Source organism: Phycisphaerales bacterium (genome assembly GCA_016699835.1).
In the GTDB taxonomy this organism is placed as follows: Bacteria; Planctomycetota; Phycisphaerae; order Phycisphaerales; family UBA1924.
Map to the genome: position 1 here is coordinate 3,310,173 of CP064987.1, position 19,240 is coordinate 3,329,412.

The window sequence follows — 19,240 nt, forward strand, 5'->3', positions numbered from 1 at the left end:
CGCCCCTTCCACCCCGCGACCCTTATCCGAACTCACGCAACCCGTATCCACCTGGGCATTTCTGAAATATCTTCGTTCCACTGACATTCGTCCCCTCCCCTTCTCGCATGCACTCCTGAACCCACGCCGAAGGGGCATTCCGCCCCAACCGCGTCGGGTCGGGATCTGGAAGTGAGCACCCTGGACCGTGCCGTTTCCCAGGCGGTCGCCTTGGAGCACGAACGTCCGCCCTCTTCAGATCACCGTCGTGGAAAGGAGTGTCCCATGCTCGTTCGCGTTTCCAGTCCGTGCACCCTGTTGGCCCTCGGCCTCGCCGCCCTCACTGCCTCGTCCGCCCTCGCCCAGGTCGAGAACGCCGACCTGCGCATCCGCGCTCCATTCCGCACGCCCAACAACGGACAGTGGGGCGCCCGCGAGTCCGTCGGCCACGCCGAGTTCCGGATCGTCTCCCGGTTCATGCAGGTCTACTACGGTGGCGTCCTCCGCGCCGACGAGTACAAGTTCACCGTCCAACTCGATTACACCGGCATTTCCGGCTTCGACACCAACTATGCCGCCAGCCCATACAACGCCGACATGGACGTCTACATCAACAACGGTTTCGTCGGCCGAGTTCTCGCCAACTCCTCTACCTTCGGCATCGGCGAACTCACCTACGACAGCCGCCACGCCGAACTCCCCGATCTTCCCCTCCCCGCGGCCTTCCCCGATGTCGTCAACGTCGGCGACACCGTCCGCGTCTTCTTCGCCGGCGCCCTCCTTCCCTCCATTGGCGATCCACTCCCCACCGGCACCGCACTCTTCACCTCGCCCCTCGAAGAGCGCGACGCCCGCGGCGATGTGAACCAGGATGGCCACGTCGACGAGGACGACTTCGTCTACCTCTCCAACAACTACGACCCCTATCACCGCTCCAGCAACCACGTCGGCCCCGCCAACGGCGACTTCACCGGCGACAACCTCTGCGACAACGCCGACTTCGTCCTCTTTGTCACCAACTGGACCGAGAGCCAGGACGCCCCGGCCGAGCCGGCCGCCGTCCTCCCCCCATGCCCCGCCGACGTCGACGACGGCACCGCCAGCGGCATCGCCGACGGCGGCGTCACCATCGACGATCTTCTCTACTACATCAGTGAGTTCAGCCTCGGCCTCCCCGCCGCCGACCTCGACAACGGCACGGGCCTGGGCATCAAGGACAACGGCGTCACCATCGACGACCTCCTCTACTACCTCCAGCACTTCGCCGCCGGCTGCTGATCCACGCACGCACATCCAAATCTCGGCACGGCGCGCGGCCCGGGTTTCGTTCTACCCGGGCCGTCGCTTTGCGCGCCGCACGTCCTGCGTACCCCCACGCTCCGCGTGGGGTGCATTCACAAAGATCCACCCTACACTCGCCTCCCATGTCCACAACCGCTATCAATGCCGCAAAGCCCGCCCATTTCCCCCTCACGCCCGCCATCACCCACCGCTGGTCGCGGACGCTCATCCCCACGACCCGCGAGGCCCCCAACGACGCCGAGACCGCCAGCCACATCCTCCTCCACCGCGCGGGGTTCATCCGCCAGGTCGGCGCCGGCATCTACGACTATCTCCCCCTCGCTTGGCGCGTCCTCACCAAGGTCTCCCAGATCGTCCGCGAGGAAATGGACAGCGGCGGAGGCACGCCCCAGTGCGCCGCCAGCGAGATGCTCATGCCCGCCCTTGAGCCCTTCGAACTCTTCGAGGGCACCAAGCGCGACCAGGACTATGGCGACAACCTCTTCCGCGTGAAGGACCGCAAGGGCCGCATGAATGCCCTCGCCCCCACACACGAAGAGGTCATCACCGAACTCATGCGCACCAGCGTGAGCAGTTACAAGCAACTCCCGCTGAACCTCTACCAGATCCAGACCAAGTTCCGCGACGAGGCCCGCCCCCGCGCCGGGCTGCTGCGCTGCCGCGAGTTCATCATGAAGGACGCCTACTCCTTCCACACCATCGTCGATGGCGCCGGCGGCCTCAACGAGACCTACGACGCCATGTACCGCGCCTACACCAACATCTTCACACGCTGCGGCCTCACCTTCGCCGCCGTCGAGGCCGAGAGCGGGCCCATCGGCGGCTCCGCCAGCCACGAGTTCATGGTCATGTGCGAGAGCGGCGAGGACACGATCCTCACCTGCCCGAAATCTGGCTACGCCGCCAACGTCGAGAAGTGCGAGATCGGAAAACGCATCGCCAACCTCGCCGACGTATCAAACGCCCCCGACCTCTCCGTCATCACCACGCCCGGCCTCCCCGGCATCGACGACGTAGCCCGATTCATGGGCGTCAAGCCCGCCGACATGCTCAAGGTCGTCGTCTTCCAGAACAAATCTCTCGCCAAGGTCCTCCGCGAGCAGAACAAGGACCCCAAGGCCTGGGATATTTCCAAACTGCCCCCCGGCCCGCTCTTCGTCCTCGCCGTCGTCCGAGGCGATCACGACGCCAACGAGGGCAAGGTCCGCGCCGCTGCCGGCTTCGCCGTCGAGATGGCCGAACTCGCCCTGATGGAGAAGTTCCACTTCGCCACCGGCTTCATCAGCCCCGCCGTCATCAAGAACGACTCGGCCAATCGGGTCCTCCTCCTCATCGACCACGACGCCGCCCCCCCCCAGCCCAAACTCTGGGTCACCGGCGCCGACACCCGCGACCACCACGTCAAGAACTTCTCCTGGCGCCGCGATGTCGGCCCGATTCTCGACGACACCAACCGCTGCCGCGTTGCCGAGGTCCGCAACGCCGTCGTCGGCGATGCCTCCCCGCGCGCCGAGGGTTCCACGCTCGAGGCCGCCCGCGGCATCGAGGTCGGGCACATCTTCAAACTCGGCACGAAATACTCCGACGCCATGGGCTTCGCCGTCCTCGACGCCACGCAGAAGAAGCAACCCGTCATCATGGGCTGCTACGGCATCGGCGTCAGCCGAACCATGGCCGCCTGCGTCGAGATGTCCCACGACGACAACGGCATCCTCTGGCCCGCCGCCATCGCGCCTTACCACGTACTCATCACCCCCTTGAAACCCGACGACGAGCGCCAAAAGACCCTCACCTCCGACCTCGCGAAGCAACTGAACGCCCTCGGCCTCGACGTCCTCATCGACGATCGCGACGAACGCCCCGGCGTCAAGTTCAAAGACGCCGACCTCGTCGGCATCCCCGTCCGCATCACCCTCGGCGACAAGGCCCTCGACCAGAACAGCGTCGAGATGAAGGCCCGCAAGGACCCGGGCAAGGGCGACCTCGTGCCTATAGCCGACGCGACAAAAAAGGTTCTTGAGTTGCTTCGATAACCGCCATCGCCGACGAAACGCATCTACCAGATCGTTTTCGTCGCCATGCTCAACGCCGTGAGAAACGCATCAAGGAACTCGCGAGATCGTCCGTCGCGCGCTTCCTGCAGCCGCCGTATCGCCTCGGGATCGTGCAGCAACGTCTCCATGTTCCTGGGGATGCTCTCCCCGCCAAACTCGAGCAGGATGTGCCTCGCGACCGCGGGCCATTCGTCAACATCCACCCAGACAAACCCGCACGCCTTGCATCGGTCGATGATGACCCATTCGTCAATGCCGATCGCATGGCATCGTCCACGGCATCTCGCACACGAAACGGGCATCTGCGATTCGATGTCATGAACGCGCCCCTCGCGAACTCGGGGTGGCCCGTCACGCCAAGCAAGATTCACAGCCTTCCGAAGATGCCCGGCCTCAAACCCCACGCCGTAGCATCTCGTGCACGTCCACGACCGGCATCGCTCATCCACATCCAGCCGCAACGCCACGATCTCGTGCCCACGAGACCAGCATCTCGGACACATCGGCACGGTCTTGGAGACAGCCTCGCCGCACTCCGGACACGGACCATCAACCGCAAGCCCGCGAAGGTTGTAGCCGCACGACCGGCACGCCACATCCGTGGGAACCTCCTCATGCATTCTGTCGCGTGGTGCGCCCGTGTCGGCCATATGCTCACTCCGGCAATCAAAGAGACCACAACCAGATGCACGATATCCGCATTGCCGTCACGACCGACGATCTCGCCGCTATCCGCGAACTCTTCCTCGAGTACGCCCGCGCCCTCACCGTCGGCACCGACGAGACCTCCGCGGGTGTCCATATGAGCCTCCACCAGCAGGGTTTCGAACGCGAACTCGAGACCCTCCCAGGCCGATACGCTCCGCCCACAGGCACGCTCCTCCTCGCCACGCTCGACGCCACACCCGTCGCCTGCGGCGCGCTCCGTGAGATCCCCACGCTCCCCACCGACCGGGGTCGGGTCTGCGAACTCAAACGCATGTACGTTCGCCCCTCCTCGCGCGGCAACGGCCTCGGCCGAGCCATCGCCACCCAACTCCTCGACTTTGCCAGAACCGCCGGTTACGCCATCGCCAAACTCGATACCGAGCCGACCTTCGTCGAGGCCGTCACGCTGTATCGCTCCTTGGGCTTCACCGAGACCGACCGCTACAACGACGACCCGGTCCCCTGCACCATGTTCATGGCCAAAGAGTTGTGAACACCACGGAGCGTCGGATTGACTCGCAATCATGAACTAGGAGCGGGCGATTTCCTTTGCTCTCGCCGTGGCGGCAGCGATGGCGGCGTGGATGGTGGATGGAAGATGGGCGCAAAGCATGGTGTCGATCGCGGCGGCGGTGGTGCCGCCCTTGCTGGTGACGGCGGCGCGGAGGGACTCGGGGGATTCTTGTGATTGGAAGAGAAGTTCGGCGCTGCCGCTGAGGGTCGCGCGGGTGATGGCGTCGGCCTGGTCCTTGGGGAGGCCCTGCTTGATGGCGGCGTCGCGCATAGCCTCGGCAAGGAGGAAGAGGTACGCCGGGCCGCTGCCCGCAAGAGCGGTGAAGGGATCGAGAAGGGACTCGTCGAGATCGACCACGAGTTGGTGGTTGATGCCGAGGAGGGCGCGGGCAATGGTGCGGGCGGATGGGGACGCGGATCGGGGGGCGGATGAGGGGGCGGATGAGGGGGGGGCGTGTTCGACTCCCCCACTGCTCGCGGCGCGGGCGGTGGTGTTGGTGATTGGATCGATCGCGAGCGCGGAGACTCCTTTGCCAATGCGGAGGGCGAGGTTGGGCATGGCACGGGCGATGTCGTGGCGTGCGTGCGGCGTGTCAAAGAGAGTGTGGAGACGTGCGAGGGGGGTGCCGGCGAGGATGCTGATGATGCGACGCGAGTGGTGATTGCTCGCGGGGGAAACGAGGGGCGTGATCTCGCGTGCGACGTCGTCGAGCATCTGGGGCTTGATGCAAAGGACGAACGCGGCGTCGCTTTGTGTGAGGGCGAGGGCCTCGGCGGCGGTGGGCGCGAGGCGGAGGGCGGGGTTGAGTTTCGCGAGGCGTTCGCGGGCTTCTGCAGATGGCTCGGCGATGGTGGTGGTTGACGCGTCGAGGAGGTGGTGATCGAGGGCGCCCGAGAGGATGGCATAGCCCATGGAGCCGGCGCCGATGAAGAGGCAGGGCGGGAGCGGGGTGTGATTGGTGTGGGGTTGGGGGTTTGGAACGGGAGGGGGAGCGGGGGGCATGATGCAGCGTACGGGCGTGGTTCTCGACGAATCAGGGGCGTTGCCGATACACTTCAGAATGGCAGCCTTTTACCAGTTGGACTTTGAGAAGCCGCTCCTTGAGATTGATGCCGCGATTGAGGCAGCGGAGGGGCGGTTGAAGGAACGGCTTGGTGGCAAGCCCATGGGGCCGGGGACGCCGCCGGGAGTGGAGCCGTTGCCCGAGGAGCCGGCGACGGGACCTGCGGCCAAGGGCGAGCGCGACACCGAGGTGGGCGTGATCCGCAAGGAGATCGAGGATCTGCGAGCGAGGCACGCGGCGATGCTGGCGGAGGTGTACGGGAAACTGACGGCGTGGCAGACGGTCCGTGTGGCGCGGCATCCGCAGCGACCCCAGACGCGGGACTACATCTCGATGATCTGCCGGGACTTCGCGGAGTTGCACGGGGACCGGCGGTATGGGGATGATCCGGCGATCGTGACGGGGTTCGCGCGGATCGGGCACACGAAGGTGATGGTCGTCGGGCACCAGAAGGGAAAGGAGACGGCGGAGAAGATCGCGTGCCACTTCGGGTGCGCGCATCCGGAGGGGTATCGCAAGGCGCTGGCGAAGATGGAACTGGCGGCGAAGTACGAGGTGCCGATCGTGACGTTTGTGGACACGCCGGGGGCGTATCCGGGGATCGGGGCGGAGCAGCGCGGGCAGGCCGAGGCGATCGCGGTGAACATGATGGAGATGAGCCGTCTGCGGACGCCGATCGTGAGCATCGTGATCGGCGAGGGCGGCAGCGGCGGGGCGCTGGGCATTGCGGTGGCGGACAAGGTCGGGATGCTGCGGCACTCGTGGTACTCGGTCATCAGCCCCGAGGGGTGCGCGGCGATCCTGTGGAAAGAGGCCAACGAGCAGACGAACACGGCGGCGGCCAAGGCGCTGAAACTCACAGCGTCGGACAACCTGGAACTGGGCATCATCGATGAGATCATCGAAGAGCCAGTCGGCGGGGCCCATCGCAACGCCCAGCAGACGGCGGCGAACCTGCAGGCGTGGATCCTGGGGCAGTTGTCAACGCTGAAGCAGACCCCGATGGACGAGTTGCTCGAGGCGCGGTATCAGCGATATCGGAAGATGGGGGTGTATCTGCAGCAGGAAGCGGGGACTGGGGTCTAGGTTTGGAGGCGAGGGAGAGGGGTTAAAGAGGGAGCACCACGCGGAGCGTGGTGGTACCCGGTCAGTGCGATGTCGCCTTGGCTGCTGGTTCGCCTGGGAACTGCTTGATGCCTTCCTGGTTTGGGGTCTTGCCCGTGCCCCTGGATGTGGGGCTTTTCTCGGGGATGATAAACTCGGAGTTGGGGAGGGTGTCGTTGTGCTTCATCGCGGTGTCGGCGGCGGCGAGCATCGTCTGGTCGGCGTTCTCATAGAGTTCGCGCCAGTTGGTGCGGATCTCGAGTTCGGCGAGGTCGAAGAAGTGGATCGCGGCGGCCTTGTCGCGCTGGAACTCGGCGTCGTTGCCGTTGCCCGCGTGGGCGGCGAGGTCGGCGTCGAGTTTGGCGAGGGTGCAAGCGAAGGCGTGCATGAGCAGCGCCGTGTTCGCGAGGCGGGCCTGCATGGTCTGACGCTCGAGCATCTTGACGTCGAGACGCTTGCTCCAGGCCTTGAACTGGTAGGTGTGCTCGCGGGCGAGTTGGGCGAGGCGATCGGCGAAGGGCCTGAGTTCGGCGGCACGGACGCGGTTGAGTTTCGTGGGTGAGCGACGGATCCCGCCGAAGACCTCGAGGCCCAGGGGGATCGCGATCTTCATGATGCGGGTGTTGAAGGAGTTCTTGATCGCCTTGGCGAGGAATCCGCCGACGGACTCGTCGGGGTCTTTCATGAGAGCGTTCTTGACGCCCAGCATCTGCTCGGCGAGTTGCTTGCCGCCGTAGCCGAAGATGTAGGCCTGCATGACCTCGTTGGCGCCCTCAACGATGATGTTGATGCGTGAGTCGCGGAAGACACGCTCGATCTCGTTCTCGGTCATGTAGGACTCGCCGCCCATGATCTGGACGGCGTCGTTGACGGCACGCCAGCCCATCTCGGAGCAGAAGACCTTGCACACAGCCGTCTCGACCTGGATGTCCTCGTCGTGGCGGTCGAGCATCCCGGTCGTCATGTACAGCACGGCGTCCATGGCATATGTGAGGGCGGCCATGCGCGCAATCTTCTGGCGGACGAGTTCCTGCTTGGCGAGGGGCGCCTGGAACTGGAAGCGGGTCTGAGCCCACTTGATGGACTGGTCCATCGCCTTGCGGGCGCCGCCGAGCATTCCTGCGGAGAGGGTGCAACGCCCGTAGTTGAGGCAGGAGAGGGCGATCTGGAGGCCGCGGCCTTCCTTGCCGAGGAGGTTGAACTTGGGGACACGCACGCCGTGGAATCGGATGCGGGCCTGCCACGTGCCGCGGATGCCGCACTTGCTGCGGTTCTTCTGGTAGATCTCGACGCCCTGCATGTGGGGATGCATGACGAGGGCGGAGATCTTGCCCTTCCCGTCGGGGGTCTTCTCACGGGCCATGACGGTGAAGAGTCCGGAGAGGGCGCCGCTGGTGGCCCACTTCTTCTCGCCGTAGACGACGTAGTCGTCGCCATCACGTTCGAAGTAGGTCTCGGCGCCGCCAGCGTCGCAGCCGACGTTAGGCTCCGAGAGGCAGAAGGCGCTGAGCCAGTCCTTGGCGAGGTGCGGGAGCCACTCGCGCTTCTGCGAGTCGTTGCCGAAGAGCATGACGGCCTTGCAGCCGATGGACTGGTGGGCGGAGACCATGACGGCGGTTGAGCCGCAGGAGTGCCCGATCATCTCGAGGACGCGGTTGTAGGAAGTGATGCCGAGACCGAGGCCGCCGAACTCGCGGGGGATGGTCATGCCGAGGACGCCGAGTTGGAAGAGCCGATCAACGACCCAGCGGGGGATCTCCTGCTCCTGGTCGATGGCGATCGCCGGGTGTTCGGTCTTCAGGTATTCATCGAGGCGGGCGAGCAACTGGTCGCACTCGGCCTGCTCCTTGGCGTCGGTCCTGGGATAGGGGAAGTAGTAGTCCTCCTTGACGCGCCCCCAGAAGAAGTTCTTCATCGGGCCCATCTTGGTCGGCTCGGCACCAAGCCATTCCTCGGCCTGCTCGAGGAGTTTCTTGTCGGCGTCGGAGATGCCCTTGAGATTCTTGAGGTCGGCGGACATGGTCGGCTCCCGTGGAGAGGGTTGGAGTGGGTCGTGCACGCGATGGAGGACTCGGAGCGGGGCACGGCTGCGATAGCCATGCGAGGCATCGCCCCAAAGAAATACCAAACGCACGCAGTGTACTTGAGTTTAGGATCGAAAGACGCACCAGGCGGTCCCGAGGACATTCCGAACGTGGCTAACTGCCTGTGGGCACTATGGTGTTGGAATCATGCCGATCGAGAGCCTCTTGGCCATCTTCACACACACGATCCAGACGGGCACGGTGACGCTCGCCCAGTCGGCCACAGGCTCGGCACAACTTGGACGAGAGATCGCCCAAGAGGCGTCGAAACGCGGACTGTACCCACTGGTGCTGATCGTGGGCGGGATCCTGCTGATCGCGATCCTATGGATCGGCGTGAAGTACTCTGCGCGGGAGGATTAGTTCCTCGCAGCCTCGGATGCTCACGACGCTGCCGACTCATGAGAAGTCTGGTGACTCACCTCCCGACGTGCCCGCATTCGGGGCACGGAGCGAGGCGATCGAGACCCTTGAGGTCATAGGCGCATCTCGTGCAACGCCCTGACGCGCTGCGGCGGTGGCGGAGAATCACGCGGTCGAATCGAAGAACTCCCGACGCGGCGACGCCCGTGCTCGCTCCGAGGAGCCAGAGGGGGATGTTCAAGACGAACGAGCAGATGGTGTATGGGGTCGGGCTCGACGGCGCGGCGAACGCGAGCGTGCCCCGTTGCCAGTCGTGCCAGTTGTGAAAATAGGTCGCACGTTCGCGGAGGGGGACCGAGGCGACGGGGTGGCCGACGCCGCGCGCCGGGAAGGTGAAGGCGTCGAGTCGCCACGCGGCACCGAAGAGGCTCGGCGACCAGTCGATCGTGCTGTCGTGCGTGATCCGGCGATGGGAATAGAGAACACCGTTCTCGATGACCACCATCCATCGCTGGTCTGGCGGGAAAAATGTTGGCATGCCTCCTCCCCACCCGATTCCCCAGATACTTATTGGGATTCCACTTGGGCGACCCACACACTCTGTCGCGGTAGAAGGCTGCGAGGCCTCAATCCATACGGCGCGTCGCCAGGAGATCGGCCACATCACGAGCGATGCGGCACTGACGACGAGAAGAACGCCTCCGGCGCAGCGCCGCATGAGCACCAGCCCCGCGAGAATCCACGAGCCTGGATGGCGCGTGGTTTCGTGCGTGTCGGAAGAAGACTGCGACTGCTCCTCGTGTGATCCGACGTGGGCCATGTGAACGTCTGACGCGGGACGTGACGCGTGGTTCCGGCATGTCATGCGGACGATGTGTGCCATCACTGCTTTTGCTACGAGAGCCTGATGATCTCGCAGGGCGCCAAACGCCAGCGAGCCGCCCGCTTCTCGCGTGGTATAGGGTTTCGGGACATCGGCACGACCAGCGCGCGAGCGCGGAGCGAACCCGGAGGAATGACATGGCGAAGGCGGCGAAGAAGAAGGTCGGGTCTGGGCGTTCCGTAGGGAAGGCGACGGCGTTACCGGCGTTGCGGCCAACGGGTGCGGGGCATGCAAAAACCAAGGCCAGGGGTGCGAAACTAGCAACCGTGAGCAACGGCCCGCGTCTCCTCGCCGGCGGCAATCCGCAGATCGCGAAGGGCGATGGAGCGGGGCCTGTGCGGGCGTTCATCGACGCGATGCCCGGGTGGAAACGCGACGTCGGGCGGCGGCTGGACGCGCTGGTTGTGGAACTCGTGCCCGATGTGAAGAAGGCGGTGCGTTGGAACTCGCCGTTCTTTGGGGTGGAGAAGGAGGACGGCTCGATCGGATGGTTTATGAGCCTGCACTGCATTACGCGCTACGTGAAAGTCGCGTTCTTCGATGGAACGCGGTTGGAGCCAATGCCGGCGGAAGAGTCGAAGAAGGAAGGGATTCGATATTGCCACATCTTCGAGGATGTCGGCCTGGATGAGATGCAGATGCGATCGTGGATCATGCAGGCGGCGCGGCTGCCTGGCATGAGTTGGTTCTGATGGGCGGCATTGCCGATCAGGACTTCGCGACCAGCGAGGCGATGGCGGGCGCGAGGTGCGGGAACTCGAACTGGAAGCCCTCGTCTTCGAGGCGTTTGGAGACGAGGTATCGGCCATAGAGCGCGAGTTCCGGGTCGGTCTTGAGGAGGAGTGTGGCGCCGAGGCGGACCATCCATGACGTCGCTGGAAAGCCGATGGGCATCCCGATGGCTCTGCGGAGCGTGCGCATGAACTCACGCTGAGAGACGGGGTTCGGCGCGGTGGCGATGTAGGCGCCATGCATGGTGGCGTCGGTGATCGCACGCTCAAAGAGGCGATTCATGTCGGCCTCGTGGATCCAACTCATGCCTTGGGTTCCCGTGCCCACGGTGCCGCCGAGGCCGAGTCGTGCGAGAGAGATCAGTCGAGCGAGTGCCCCACCGCCGGCGCCACGATCGCGCCCGATCACGAAACTGGTGCGGAGGACGGCCTGCCTTTGTGTAGGAAGGACGCTCTGTGCAAAGGCTTCTTCCCAGGCGCGCCCGACGGTTGGGGCGAAACCGAGGCCGAATGGTGAATCTTCGTTACAGAGGACATCGGGAGGATCGCCGTAGATGTGGGCCGTGCTCATCTGGACCCAGACGGGCGGCGGCGATTCGACGAGTCGCATGGCCTGGCCAAGAACTCGCGTGGCCTCGATGCGAGAACGGAGGATCTCGTCCTGGTGATCCGGGGTCTTGATGCAGTCGACGGAGCGGCCGACGAGATTGACAAGGGCGCGTGCGTTGTGGAGTTCGTGGTGCCAGTGGTCGAGCGTTCGCGCGTCCCAGGCAACGTGCCGCCAAGGGCCGGTGGGCTTTGGGGCGTGACGAGAGAGGATGACGACGGTTGCCCCTTTGGCGGCAAGGTGGTGGGCGAGGGAGACGCCGAGGTATCCGCTCCCGCCGGCGATCACGATGGTGCCGGTGATGGGGCCCATGGGATGATGGTACTGGCGAATGGGCGCAGAGACTGATGCAAGGAAGCGGCTGAAATGGCGGGGTATTGTGGCGAAAAGTGGAGATTATTGACTGTGATTGTGGTTGGCGCTATTCTTCGCCCCTGATTGCGGGGTAGAGCAGCCTGGTAGCTCGTCGGGCTCATAACCCGGAGGTCGTAGGTTCAAATCCTACCCCCGCTATTGCCCGGGTCGTCCAGAAACTGGCCGACCCACCCGTTAGAAGTGAACGCCCCGACCGCAAGGCCGGGGCGTTTGCGTTTCCGGGCCGCGTTTTGCCGAGTCTCTCGACATGCCCCACCGCGGGAAGTCTCACTGACTTGCGCCGTGAGACTCACGGGGCGCGGCATCTGGCATGCGGGGACGCGTCCAAACCCCAAAAGTCTCAGAGTCTCTGCGTCTCACCCTGCACGCCGTTATAGCCGTGACCCGACAGCTCGTGGGTCGGCAACACATGGCGAGTTCGGCAGGGGCGACGGCGATTTCGAACGCAAACTCGGTTGGTGTGATGCCGACGCATCGGCTCGCTTCGCGTGGGCGTTCCAGCGAGCGTGCTGGCGAAGCTGCCACACGAATCGAAACCAGTTGTGCGTTCACATGCCCAGTGCGGACAGCCCGCCTCCGCGTGGCGTATGTAGCCGGGGAGAAGGCATGCCTTGCCTTCTCGCCCCCACGCCACCTCAATCGTCCGACGACGAGCCGGGAGCACCACCGATGGTTGCCAATGACGATGACGCCAATCTGTCCGCCGACCAGCGCCGCCGCGAGGTAATCGCCATCCTCGCGACCGGCGCGATGCGATGGCACCGGCGTGCCAAGGCGACGGGCCTTGTTGTTGGCACGGTTGAAGCTGCCACACACGCCCCGACACCGCAGCATCAAGAAGAAGCGGACATCGAACTTGAACTGGGCGAGGAAGCCGGCCTCAGTGTGTCTGACCGTACCGCGCGTTAGCGGTGCGGGCATCTGGAGACTTGCCCATGACGATAACCGTTTCGAAGGATCTCGCGGCGCTGGAAAAGATGACGATCGGCGAATTGCACGATCGCTACGCCGAGCTCTTCGGCGAGCGGATTCAGAGCCGCCACCGCATCTACCTCGTCCGCCGCATCGCGTGGCGCATCCAGGCCAACGCCGAAAGTGGCTTGTCCGAACGAGCCCGTGTCCGAGCGGCCCAACTCGCCAACCCGACCGACGTGCGGCGTACGCCGCCCAAGTGGGCCACGCTCGGGGAGGCCCCCAAGGACGCCAAGAAGGTCGCCCTCGCCGCCACGGCGGACCCACGGCTACCACCCGCGGGAACGGCGATCGTCCGGGACTACCGGGGCCAGACGGTGCGGGTCGTGGTGCTGGCGGACGGGTTCGAGTTCGAGGGTGAGCGCTACCGCTCCCTGTCGGCGATCGCCAAGGCGGTCACCGGATCGCACATCAACGGATTCCGGTTCTTCAACCTGGAGGGCCGTCGATGAGCAGAGGCACCCAGAACGGAAAGCACGCCGCCACTCCGCCTCCGCAATGTCGCTGCGCGATCTACACCCGAAAGTCGAGCGAGGAGGGGCTCAAGCAGGAGTTCAACTCCCTCGACGCCCAGCGTGAGGCGGCGGAGGCGTACGTCGCCAGCCAGCGGAACGAGGGATGGTCAGCGCTTCCCGATCGATACGACGACGGCGGATTCTCGGGGGGCAACGTCGATCGGCCTGGCCTCAAGAGCCTGATGGCCGACATCGAGGCGGGCAAAATCGACTGCGTGGTGGTCTACAAGGTGGACCGTCTGTCCCGGTCGCTGATGGACTTCGCGCGCCTCATGGAGGTCTTTGATCGCCACAAGGTTTCGTTCGTCTCGGTTACCCAGCACTTCAACACGACTCATTCGATGGGCCGGCTCACGCTCAACATCCTCCTGTCGTTCGCCCAGTTCGAGCGTGAGATCATCGGCGAGCGCATCCGGGACAAGATCGCGGCAGCGAAGAAGCGGGGCAAATGGGGCGGCGGTCCGCCGCCGTTCGGGTACGACGTCGACCGCTCGAACGGAAGCGCACGCCTCGTCGTCAACCCGGCTGAGGCGTCGCGGGTTCGCCACATCTTTGAGCGGTACCTCCAACTCGGGTCGTTGCTGTCGGTCGGTGAAGATCTCTGCAAACGCGGCTGGAAGACCAAATCGTGGCGAACGAAGGCGGGCGTGGTTCGCGGAGGCGTGGAATGGGACCGGCACTCGGTGTACTGCACGCTGACGAATCCGATCTACATGGGCAAGGTGGTCCACAAGGGCGAGACGTACCAGGGGCAGCACGAGGCCATAGTTGAGGAGGAGACGTTCCGGCGTGCTCACGTGCTGATGCAGAAGAATTCACGGACCCGCGGCAACGAACTGCGGAACCAGTTCGGGGCGCTCCTGCGCAAACTGCTGTACTGCAAGGGGTGCGGCAGCGCGATGGTCCACACCTTTACCCGGCGTGGGAACAAGGCGTATCGGTACTACGTCTGCTGCAACGCCATCAAGAAGGGCCGCGCTCGTTGCCAGAGTGGTTCGCTGCCCGCCCTTGAGATCGAGAAGGCGGTCGTCGAACAGATCCGGTGCGTCGGCCAGGACCAGAGCGTTCTGGAGGAGACGCTCTCGGCATCGCGGGCTCAAGCAGACGCGGCCATCGAGCAGTTGGACGCCGAGCTGCGCATTGTCAACCGTGGTCTGGGGCGCAATCACGCCGAGATCCGCCGCCTGGCAACCACCGAGCCAGCGTCCTCCAGGTCCGCGGGCCGCATCACCGACCTCAACGACCAGATCCGCGAGGCGGAGCGGCGGGCCAGCGACATTGGGGCCGCCGTAGAACGCCACCGAGCGGAAGTGCTCTCAGCCGAAGACCTCCACGCGGCGTTTGCCGACTTCGACAACGTCTGGACCGCGCTCGCGCCCCGAGAACAGGTCCGGATGCTCCAGTTGCTGATCAACAAGGTCGTCTTCGACGCCCTCGACAGCAGCATCGAGGTGTCGTTCTACCCGTCGGGCGTGAAGGCGCTGGCGGGCGGGAACGTGGAAGGACCGGAGGCCCAGGCATGATCACCGTCAAGACGAAGGTCTTCTTCAACCGCGCCGCACACGGGCGCAAGACGATCGACACGAAGCCCGCCGCTCGCGTGGCCGTGGACCCCGGCCGCGTGCCGCGGATCTCCCGCCTGATGGCGCTGGCGATCCATTTCGACGAGATGATCCGCGCCGGCAAGGTCGCCAACATCTCCGAGATCGCCCGGCTGACGCACGTCACCCAGCCTCGGATCACGCAGCTGATGAATCTCTGCCACCTCGCGCCGGATATTCAGGAGGAGATCCTGTTCCTGCCGCTGGTGATGAGTGGGCGCGATCCCATCCACGAGCACATGCTGCGCGACGTGGCCTGCGTGATGGACTGGATGGAGCAACGGCGGCGATGGGGATCGCTGCCACGCCGCTGACAACTACTTCTTCTTGTTGTCGTAGCGACCCGTGTCGCCGTTCCCCTTCTTGGGCATGACCTCGACTGACGACCCTCGGGGGTTGGCCTTGGCCTGATCGACAGACTTCAGGCGGCCCGTCTCATTGTCCCGACCGATCTTGAATCCCTTGGACTTCGACATAGCGTCTACTCCATTTTGACGCGGGCTGTCGGATCTACCCTGATCCGCTGGCTTTGACCCGCTGGTTATGATACCCTGTCCACGTTCACTGAACATGGACGGAGTACAAAATGGCCAAGCGGACCGCGAAGAAGCCGAAGGACGAAGCCCCGCAGAACGGGACGGCACAGCTCATGAAGGAGCTGTGGCAGGCCGCCGTGAACCTGCGCGGCTCCATCGAGCCCGCGGACTACAAGCGGTACGTCTTGCCCATCATCTTTCTCCGGTTCCTCTCGCTCCGCTACGAGCGCCGCCGCGAGGAGTTGGAGGGGCTGCTCGCTGACCCGAAAAGCGATTACTTCACCAAGGACGCGAAGGCCCGCGCTCGCATTCTGGCCGACGCGGACGAGTATTGCGCCGCGGGTGCATTCATCGTCCCTGAGAAGTCGCGCTGGTCGTACATTCTCCAGCACGCCCAGGCGGACACCATCAAGAGCATCCTCGACGACGCCCTCGAACTTCTGGAGAAGACCTACCCCGACAAGCTCCGCGGCCTGCTGCCCCGCATCTACGCCGGCTCGAACCTTGACCGCGAGGGCGTCACCGGGCTCATCAATCTGTTCTCGAAGGACATCTTCAAGCAGGACCACGGCGGCGAGGATCTGGTCGGCCGCGTCTACGAGTACTTCATCGGCGAGTTCGCCAACAGCGAGGGCAAGCGCGGCGGCGAGTACTTCACGCCCGTCTCCATCGTCCGCACGCTCGTCGCCATGCTCGAGCCCGAGGGCGGCGTCGTGTACGACCCCTGCTGCGGCGCGGGCGGCATGTTCGTGCAGTCGGATGTGTTCACGAGGCACTCGGGCCGCCTGTCATTCATCGGCCAGGAAAGCAAGGACTTCACGTACCGACTGTGCCGGATGAACCTCTTCATCCACGGCATCGACGGCAACATCCAACTCGGCAGTTCGTACTTCAATGATCTGCACGCCGACACGAAGGCCGACTACGTCATCGCCAATCCCCCCTTCAACGACGGCGCGAAGGGCGAGGACGGCTGGGGCGCTCACCGCATCACGAGCAAGGACCCACGGTTGGACTTCGCCAAGCGTGCTGGCGCGAACGGGACCACCACCAACGGCCTCGCGGCGGGCCAGCCCATGCCCCTCTCGCCCCGCAACGCCAACACCATGTGGATGATGCACTTCCTGCATCACCTGCGTGATCCGGATGGAAAGAAGTACTCGGGCGGTACCGCCGGGTTCGTCATGGCCACCGGCGAACTCTCCAATGGCGAAGTCGCGCGCCTCGAAGTCCGTAAGGCGATGGTCGAGCACGGGTACGTGGACTGCATCGTGCAGCTCACGGGCCAGCTCTTTGCTAACACGCAGATCCCGTGCTGCCTCTGGTTCCTGTCAAAGAACAGAGGCGGCGGAGGCGGCTTCCGCGCGCGGAAGAACGAGATCCTCTTCATCGACGGCCGCAAACTGGGCGTGCTGATCCCCGGCTCGCGGAAGCAGAAGCAACTCTCGGCGGAAGAGGTCGAGAAGATCGCATCCGTCTACCGCGAGTTCAAGCGCACCGGCACGCCCGCGGAGGTCGCGGGCTTCTGCAAGGCGGCCACACTCGACGAGGTCCGCGAGCACAACTATGCCCTGACGCCGGGCCGCTACGTCGGCGCGGCCGAGAGCGACGATCCCGACGAGCCGTTCGAGGACCGCTTCCCGCACCTGTGCGCGACCCTGGATGAGCAGTTCACGCAGTCGGCGGCGCTGGAGAAGCAGATCCGGCTGAGCCTGGCCGAGGTGGCGGCGGCGATGGGAGCCACCGCCAAATGAACTTGTCAGGAATGCTTACAGGATGGGCTGGCGGGCAACTCTCCGGTATGTCCGGATGGTTCGCGCTGGCCCCCGCCGCGCAGATTGTGCCCTCCGGGCACCGTGCCCGCCACGCGACAGGTCACTTGGCGGACGCGACGGATGAGTTGTCGCGTCCGCCGGGTCAGTTGGAGAACGCTCCGGGCGGGCCGGAGCACGCGCCGGGTCGCCTGTCGCGTTGTCCGGGTCATCCGTCGCGTTCTCCGGGTGAGCCGGAGAACGCTCCGACTCATCCGGAGCGTCTTCCGAGTGAGCCGGAGGGAAGCGGCGCAGCGCGCCGGGACTCCGTGGCGGCGCGTTGGGAGGGATTGGAAGCGCCCCGGAGGGGAATGGCGGCGCGCCGGAGGCCCGCCCCCGCGCCCGGGAGCCCAGCGGTAGCGCGCCGGGAGGGAGTGGCCGGCGCACGGACGGGATTGCACGGCCCACGGAGGCCCGGCGCAGCGCGCCGGGGCGGCGGGGTTGTCGCACTGGCCCGCGCGGGTGGTCGTCTCTTCTCAGCCGGGGAGGTGCCGGAGGGGCGGCACGCCCCTCTGGCATCAGCGGACCTGCACGCGGGCGGATCGGGGGTGCGACGTGGGTGAACACTCATGGGAATCCGTGCGGCTCGGCGACCTGGTCGGCATCAAGCACGGCTGGCCATTCAAGAGCGACCTGTTCAGCGAGGATTTGACGGGCCGCCCGATCGTCGTCGCGGTCGGCAACTTTCAGTACACCGGCGGCTTCCGTTTCGACTCGACGAACGTGAAGGAATATCTGGGCGAGTACCCAGCCGACTACGACCTCTCGCCCGGCGACGTGTTGCTCGTGATGACGTGTCAGACATCGGGCGGCGAAATCCTCGGCATCCCGGCCCGCGTTCCCAATGACGGACGCCGCTACTTGCACAACCAGCGCTTGGGCAAGGTTGTGGTCAAGCAGCCCAAGCGCGTCTCGCTGGACTATCTGTACTGGTTGTTCTTGTGGAAGGACTTCAACACGGAACTCGTCGCGTCGTCGAGCGGGACGAAGATCGTTCACACCGCGCCGACGCGCATCGAGGCGTTCCGGTTCGACCTCCCCCCTCTCTCCGAGCAACGCGCCATCGCGCGGGTGCTGGGGGGGCTGGATGACAAGATCGAGTTGAATCGGCGGATGAACCGGACGCTGGAGGACCTGGCGCGCGGGGTGTTCCGGTCGTGGTTCGTGGACTTTGACCCCGTGCTGCGGCCCGCCCCAGGCCCACCTTCGCGTCCACCTGCACCACCGCCTGTACCCCCCGCCCGCCGCGGCGGCCCCGCCTCCCCCGCGCCCCGCTCGGCCCCCGCGGCCCCCGCCCCCCCACACGCCCCCTGGCCCACACGCCTCACCGATTCCCCCCTCGGCCCCATCCCCGAGGGGTGGAGGGTGGGGACGGTGGGCGAGATCGGCACCAACCCGCGCCGCGGCGTGCTGCCCTCCGAGGTGGACGCGACGACGCCCTACATCGGACTGGAACACATGCCCCGGCGGTGCATCGCGCTTGACGATTGGGGCACGGCGGCGGACGTGTCGAGCGGCAAGTCCCGCTTCGCGCGCGGTGAAATCCTCTTCGGCAAGTTGCGCCCGTACTTCCACAAGGTCGGCGTGGCCCTGATCGACGGAGTGTGTTCGACGGACGTGATCGTCGCGGCTCCGAAGAAAGAGTGCTGGTTCGGCGTGCTGCTCGGCCACCTCTCGTCCGATGAGTTCATCGACTACGTGGACGGCGCATCGGGCGGCACACGGATGCCCCGGACCAGTTGGGGCGACATGGCCCGCTATCAGATCGTGATCCCGCCGGAGCCGATCGCGGCTTCCTACTCGGTGTGGATGCGGCAGGTGGCCGACATGCTGCGCATCCACGCGCACGAGTCACGCGCGCTCGCCGCGCTGCGCGATGCGATCCTGCCGCAACTGCTCTCGGGCGAGATTCGCTTGCGCGAGGCCGACCGGGCCGTGGATGCCGCGCTCCGATCCACCGGGACATCCACACCACCCGCCCGGCCCGCTCGCCCGGGCGCGGGGACGGTTCACGCGGGCGCGAAAGCGAGGGCCTGAC

At 65.4% G+C, this 19,240-nt stretch carries 18 protein-coding genes and 1 tRNA gene; 13 read left to right on the forward strand and 6 right to left on the reverse strand.

The features are described 5' to 3' along the window. Positions 1 to 264 precede the first annotated feature (264 nt). The gene (locus IPK69_13715) at positions 265 to 1,257 is read left to right on the forward strand and encodes a hypothetical protein (GenBank protein ID QQS09009.1); all 993 of its coding nucleotides are present in this window, start codon (positions 265 to 267) and stop codon (positions 1,255 to 1,257) included. Positions 1,258 to 1,403: 146 nt separating this feature from the next. Then, positions 1,404 to 3,314: a proline--tRNA ligase gene (locus IPK69_13720; GenBank protein QQS09010.1), complete on the forward strand. Its 1,911-nt coding sequence runs from the start codon at positions 1,404 to 1,406 to the stop codon at positions 3,312 to 3,314. Positions 3,315 to 3,337: 23 nt separating this feature from the next. Here IPK69_13720 and IPK69_13725 read toward each other — a convergent pair whose 3' ends face one another. After that, a complete protein-coding gene (locus IPK69_13725; protein ID QQS09011.1) occupies positions 3,338 to 3,637 on the reverse strand; it encodes a hypothetical protein in 300 nt (99 codons plus the stop codon). A 383-nt stretch (positions 3,638 to 4,020) separates the two neighbouring features. Here IPK69_13725 and IPK69_13730 point away from each other — a divergent pair, with 383 nt between their 5' ends. Beyond that, on the forward strand, positions 4,021 to 4,536 hold the full coding sequence (locus IPK69_13730) for a GNAT family N-acetyltransferase (protein ID QQS09012.1): 516 nt from the start codon (positions 4,021 to 4,023) through the stop codon (positions 4,534 to 4,536). A gap of 36 nt (positions 4,537 to 4,572) precedes the next feature. On the opposite strand, the gene IPK69_13735 is transcribed toward IPK69_13730, so the two are convergent. Then, positions 4,573 to 5,469 (reverse strand): hypothetical protein, encoded by an 897-nt coding sequence (locus IPK69_13735; GenBank protein QQS09013.1) that lies wholly within the window; start codon positions 5,467 to 5,469, stop codon positions 4,573 to 4,575. A gap of 253 nt (positions 5,470 to 5,722) precedes the next feature. Here IPK69_13735 and IPK69_13740 point away from each other — a divergent pair, with 253 nt between their 5' ends. After that, a complete protein-coding gene (locus IPK69_13740; protein ID QQS10491.1) occupies positions 5,723 to 6,706 on the forward strand; it encodes an acetyl-CoA carboxylase carboxyltransferase subunit alpha in 984 nt (327 codons plus the stop codon). A 61-nt stretch (positions 6,707 to 6,767) separates the two neighbouring features. Here IPK69_13740 and IPK69_13745 read toward each other — a convergent pair whose 3' ends face one another. Continuing rightward, entirely contained in the window at positions 6,768 to 8,744 is a 1,977-nt protein-coding gene (locus IPK69_13745; protein ID QQS09014.1) for an acyl-CoA dehydrogenase family protein, read from the reverse strand. A 211-nt stretch (positions 8,745 to 8,955) separates the two neighbouring features. Between IPK69_13745 and IPK69_13750 the strand changes: the two genes are divergently transcribed. Continuing rightward, positions 8,956 to 9,171, forward strand: coding sequence for a hypothetical protein (locus tag IPK69_13750; GenBank protein QQS09015.1), 216 nt, complete (start codon positions 8,956 to 8,958; stop codon positions 9,169 to 9,171). A gap of 55 nt (positions 9,172 to 9,226) precedes the next feature. Here IPK69_13750 and IPK69_13755 read toward each other — a convergent pair whose 3' ends face one another. Next, positions 9,227 to 9,709 (reverse strand): hypothetical protein, encoded by a 483-nt coding sequence (locus tag IPK69_13755; protein ID QQS09016.1) that lies wholly within the window; start codon positions 9,707 to 9,709, stop codon positions 9,227 to 9,229. A gap of 482 nt (positions 9,710 to 10,191) precedes the next feature. Between IPK69_13755 and IPK69_13760 the strand changes: the two genes are divergently transcribed. Continuing rightward, positions 10,192 to 10,746: a DUF1801 domain-containing protein gene (locus tag IPK69_13760; protein ID QQS09017.1), complete on the forward strand. Its 555-nt coding sequence runs from the start codon at positions 10,192 to 10,194 to the stop codon at positions 10,744 to 10,746. Between the two features lie 16 nt (positions 10,747 to 10,762). Here IPK69_13760 and IPK69_13765 read toward each other — a convergent pair whose 3' ends face one another. Continuing rightward, a complete protein-coding gene (locus tag IPK69_13765) occupies positions 10,763 to 11,704 on the reverse strand; it encodes a DUF1731 domain-containing protein (GenBank protein ID QQS09018.1) in 942 nt (313 codons plus the stop codon). 127 nt (positions 11,705 to 11,831) lie between these two features. Here IPK69_13765 and IPK69_13770 point away from each other — a divergent pair. The 5 genes from IPK69_13770 (at position 11,832) to IPK69_13790 (ending at position 15,169) form a co-directional block, all read left to right on the forward strand. Next, positions 11,832 to 11,905: transfer RNA gene (locus IPK69_13770), tRNA-Met, on the forward strand. A 531-nt stretch (positions 11,906 to 12,436) separates the two neighbouring features. After that, the gene (locus tag IPK69_13775) at positions 12,437 to 12,676 is read left to right on the forward strand and encodes a hypothetical protein (GenBank protein QQS09019.1); all 240 of its coding nucleotides are present in this window, start codon (positions 12,437 to 12,439) and stop codon (positions 12,674 to 12,676) included. A 26-nt stretch (positions 12,677 to 12,702) separates the two neighbouring features. Then, positions 12,703 to 13,191, forward strand: coding sequence for a DUF2924 domain-containing protein (locus IPK69_13780; protein QQS09020.1), 489 nt, complete (start codon positions 12,703 to 12,705; stop codon positions 13,189 to 13,191). Then, a complete protein-coding gene (locus IPK69_13785; GenBank protein QQS09021.1) occupies positions 13,188 to 14,777 on the forward strand; it encodes a recombinase family protein in 1,590 nt (529 codons plus the stop codon). The genes IPK69_13780 and IPK69_13785 overlap by 4 nt, the downstream gene beginning before the upstream one ends. Continuing rightward, entirely contained in the window at positions 14,774 to 15,169 is a 396-nt protein-coding gene (locus IPK69_13790) for a hypothetical protein (protein ID QQS09022.1), read from the forward strand. Before IPK69_13785 ends, IPK69_13790 begins: the two co-directional genes overlap by 4 nt. A gap of 3 nt (positions 15,170 to 15,172) precedes the next feature. On the opposite strand, the gene IPK69_13795 is transcribed toward IPK69_13790, so the two are convergent. Then, complete coding sequence (locus tag IPK69_13795; GenBank protein QQS09023.1) at positions 15,173 to 15,331, reverse strand: hypothetical protein; 159 nt, start codon at positions 15,329 to 15,331, stop codon at positions 15,173 to 15,175. Between the two features lie 173 nt (positions 15,332 to 15,504). Between IPK69_13795 and IPK69_13800 the strand changes: the two genes are divergently transcribed. Together IPK69_13800 and IPK69_13805 are read left to right on the forward strand one after the other, a co-directional pair. Beyond that, positions 15,505 to 17,145 (forward strand): SAM-dependent DNA methyltransferase, encoded by a 1,641-nt coding sequence (locus IPK69_13800; protein ID QQS10492.1) that lies wholly within the window; start codon positions 15,505 to 15,507, stop codon positions 17,143 to 17,145. A gap of 612 nt (positions 17,146 to 17,757) precedes the next feature. After that, complete coding sequence (locus IPK69_13805; protein ID QQS09024.1) at positions 17,758 to 19,239, forward strand: restriction endonuclease subunit S; 1,482 nt, start codon at positions 17,758 to 17,760, stop codon at positions 19,237 to 19,239. Position 19,240: the final 1 nt, after the last annotated feature.

What these genes read in the sequence shown, in the direction of transcription:
- IPK69_13715 (QQS09009.1), top strand. Translation starts at nt 265, where the DNA reads ATGCTCGTTCGCGTTTCCAGTCCGTGCACCCTGTTGGCCCTCGGCCTC.
- IPK69_13720 (QQS09010.1), top strand. Translation starts at nt 1,404, where the DNA reads ATGTCCACAACCGCTATCAATGCCGCAAAGCCCGCCCATTTCCCCCTC.
- IPK69_13725 (QQS09011.1), bottom strand. Translation starts at nt 3,637, where the DNA reads ATGCCCGTTTCGTGTGCGAGATGCCGTGGACGATGCCATGCGATCGGC.
- IPK69_13730 (QQS09012.1), top strand. Translation starts at nt 4,021, where the DNA reads ATGCACGATATCCGCATTGCCGTCACGACCGACGATCTCGCCGCTATC.
- IPK69_13735 (QQS09013.1), bottom strand. Translation starts at nt 5,469, where the DNA reads ATGGGCTATGCCATCCTCTCGGGCGCCCTCGATCACCACCTCCTCGAC.
- IPK69_13740 (QQS10491.1), top strand. Translation starts at nt 5,723, where the DNA reads ATGGGGCCGGGGACGCCGCCGGGAGTGGAGCCGTTGCCCGAGGAGCCG.
- IPK69_13745 (QQS09014.1), bottom strand. Translation starts at nt 8,744, where the DNA reads ATGTCCGCCGACCTCAAGAATCTCAAGGGCATCTCCGACGCCGACAAG.
- IPK69_13750 (QQS09015.1), top strand. Translation starts at nt 8,956, where the DNA reads ATGCCGATCGAGAGCCTCTTGGCCATCTTCACACACACGATCCAGACG.
- IPK69_13755 (QQS09016.1), bottom strand. Translation starts at nt 9,709, where the DNA reads ATGCCAACATTTTTCCCGCCAGACCAGCGATGGATGGTGGTCATCGAG.
- IPK69_13760 (QQS09017.1), top strand. Translation starts at nt 10,192, where the DNA reads ATGGCGAAGGCGGCGAAGAAGAAGGTCGGGTCTGGGCGTTCCGTAGGG.
- IPK69_13765 (QQS09018.1), bottom strand. Translation starts at nt 11,704, where the DNA reads ATGGGCCCCATCACCGGCACCATCGTGATCGCCGGCGGGAGCGGATAC.
- IPK69_13775 (QQS09019.1), top strand. Translation starts at nt 12,437, where the DNA reads ATGGTTGCCAATGACGATGACGCCAATCTGTCCGCCGACCAGCGCCGC.
- IPK69_13780 (QQS09020.1), top strand. Translation starts at nt 12,703, where the DNA reads ATGACGATAACCGTTTCGAAGGATCTCGCGGCGCTGGAAAAGATGACG.
- IPK69_13785 (QQS09021.1), top strand. Translation starts at nt 13,188, where the DNA reads ATGAGCAGAGGCACCCAGAACGGAAAGCACGCCGCCACTCCGCCTCCG.
- IPK69_13790 (QQS09022.1), top strand. Translation starts at nt 14,774, where the DNA reads ATGATCACCGTCAAGACGAAGGTCTTCTTCAACCGCGCCGCACACGGG.
- IPK69_13795 (QQS09023.1), bottom strand. Translation starts at nt 15,331, where the DNA reads ATGTCGAAGTCCAAGGGATTCAAGATCGGTCGGGACAATGAGACGGGC.
- IPK69_13800 (QQS10492.1), top strand. Translation starts at nt 15,505, where the DNA reads ATGAAGGAGCTGTGGCAGGCCGCCGTGAACCTGCGCGGCTCCATCGAG.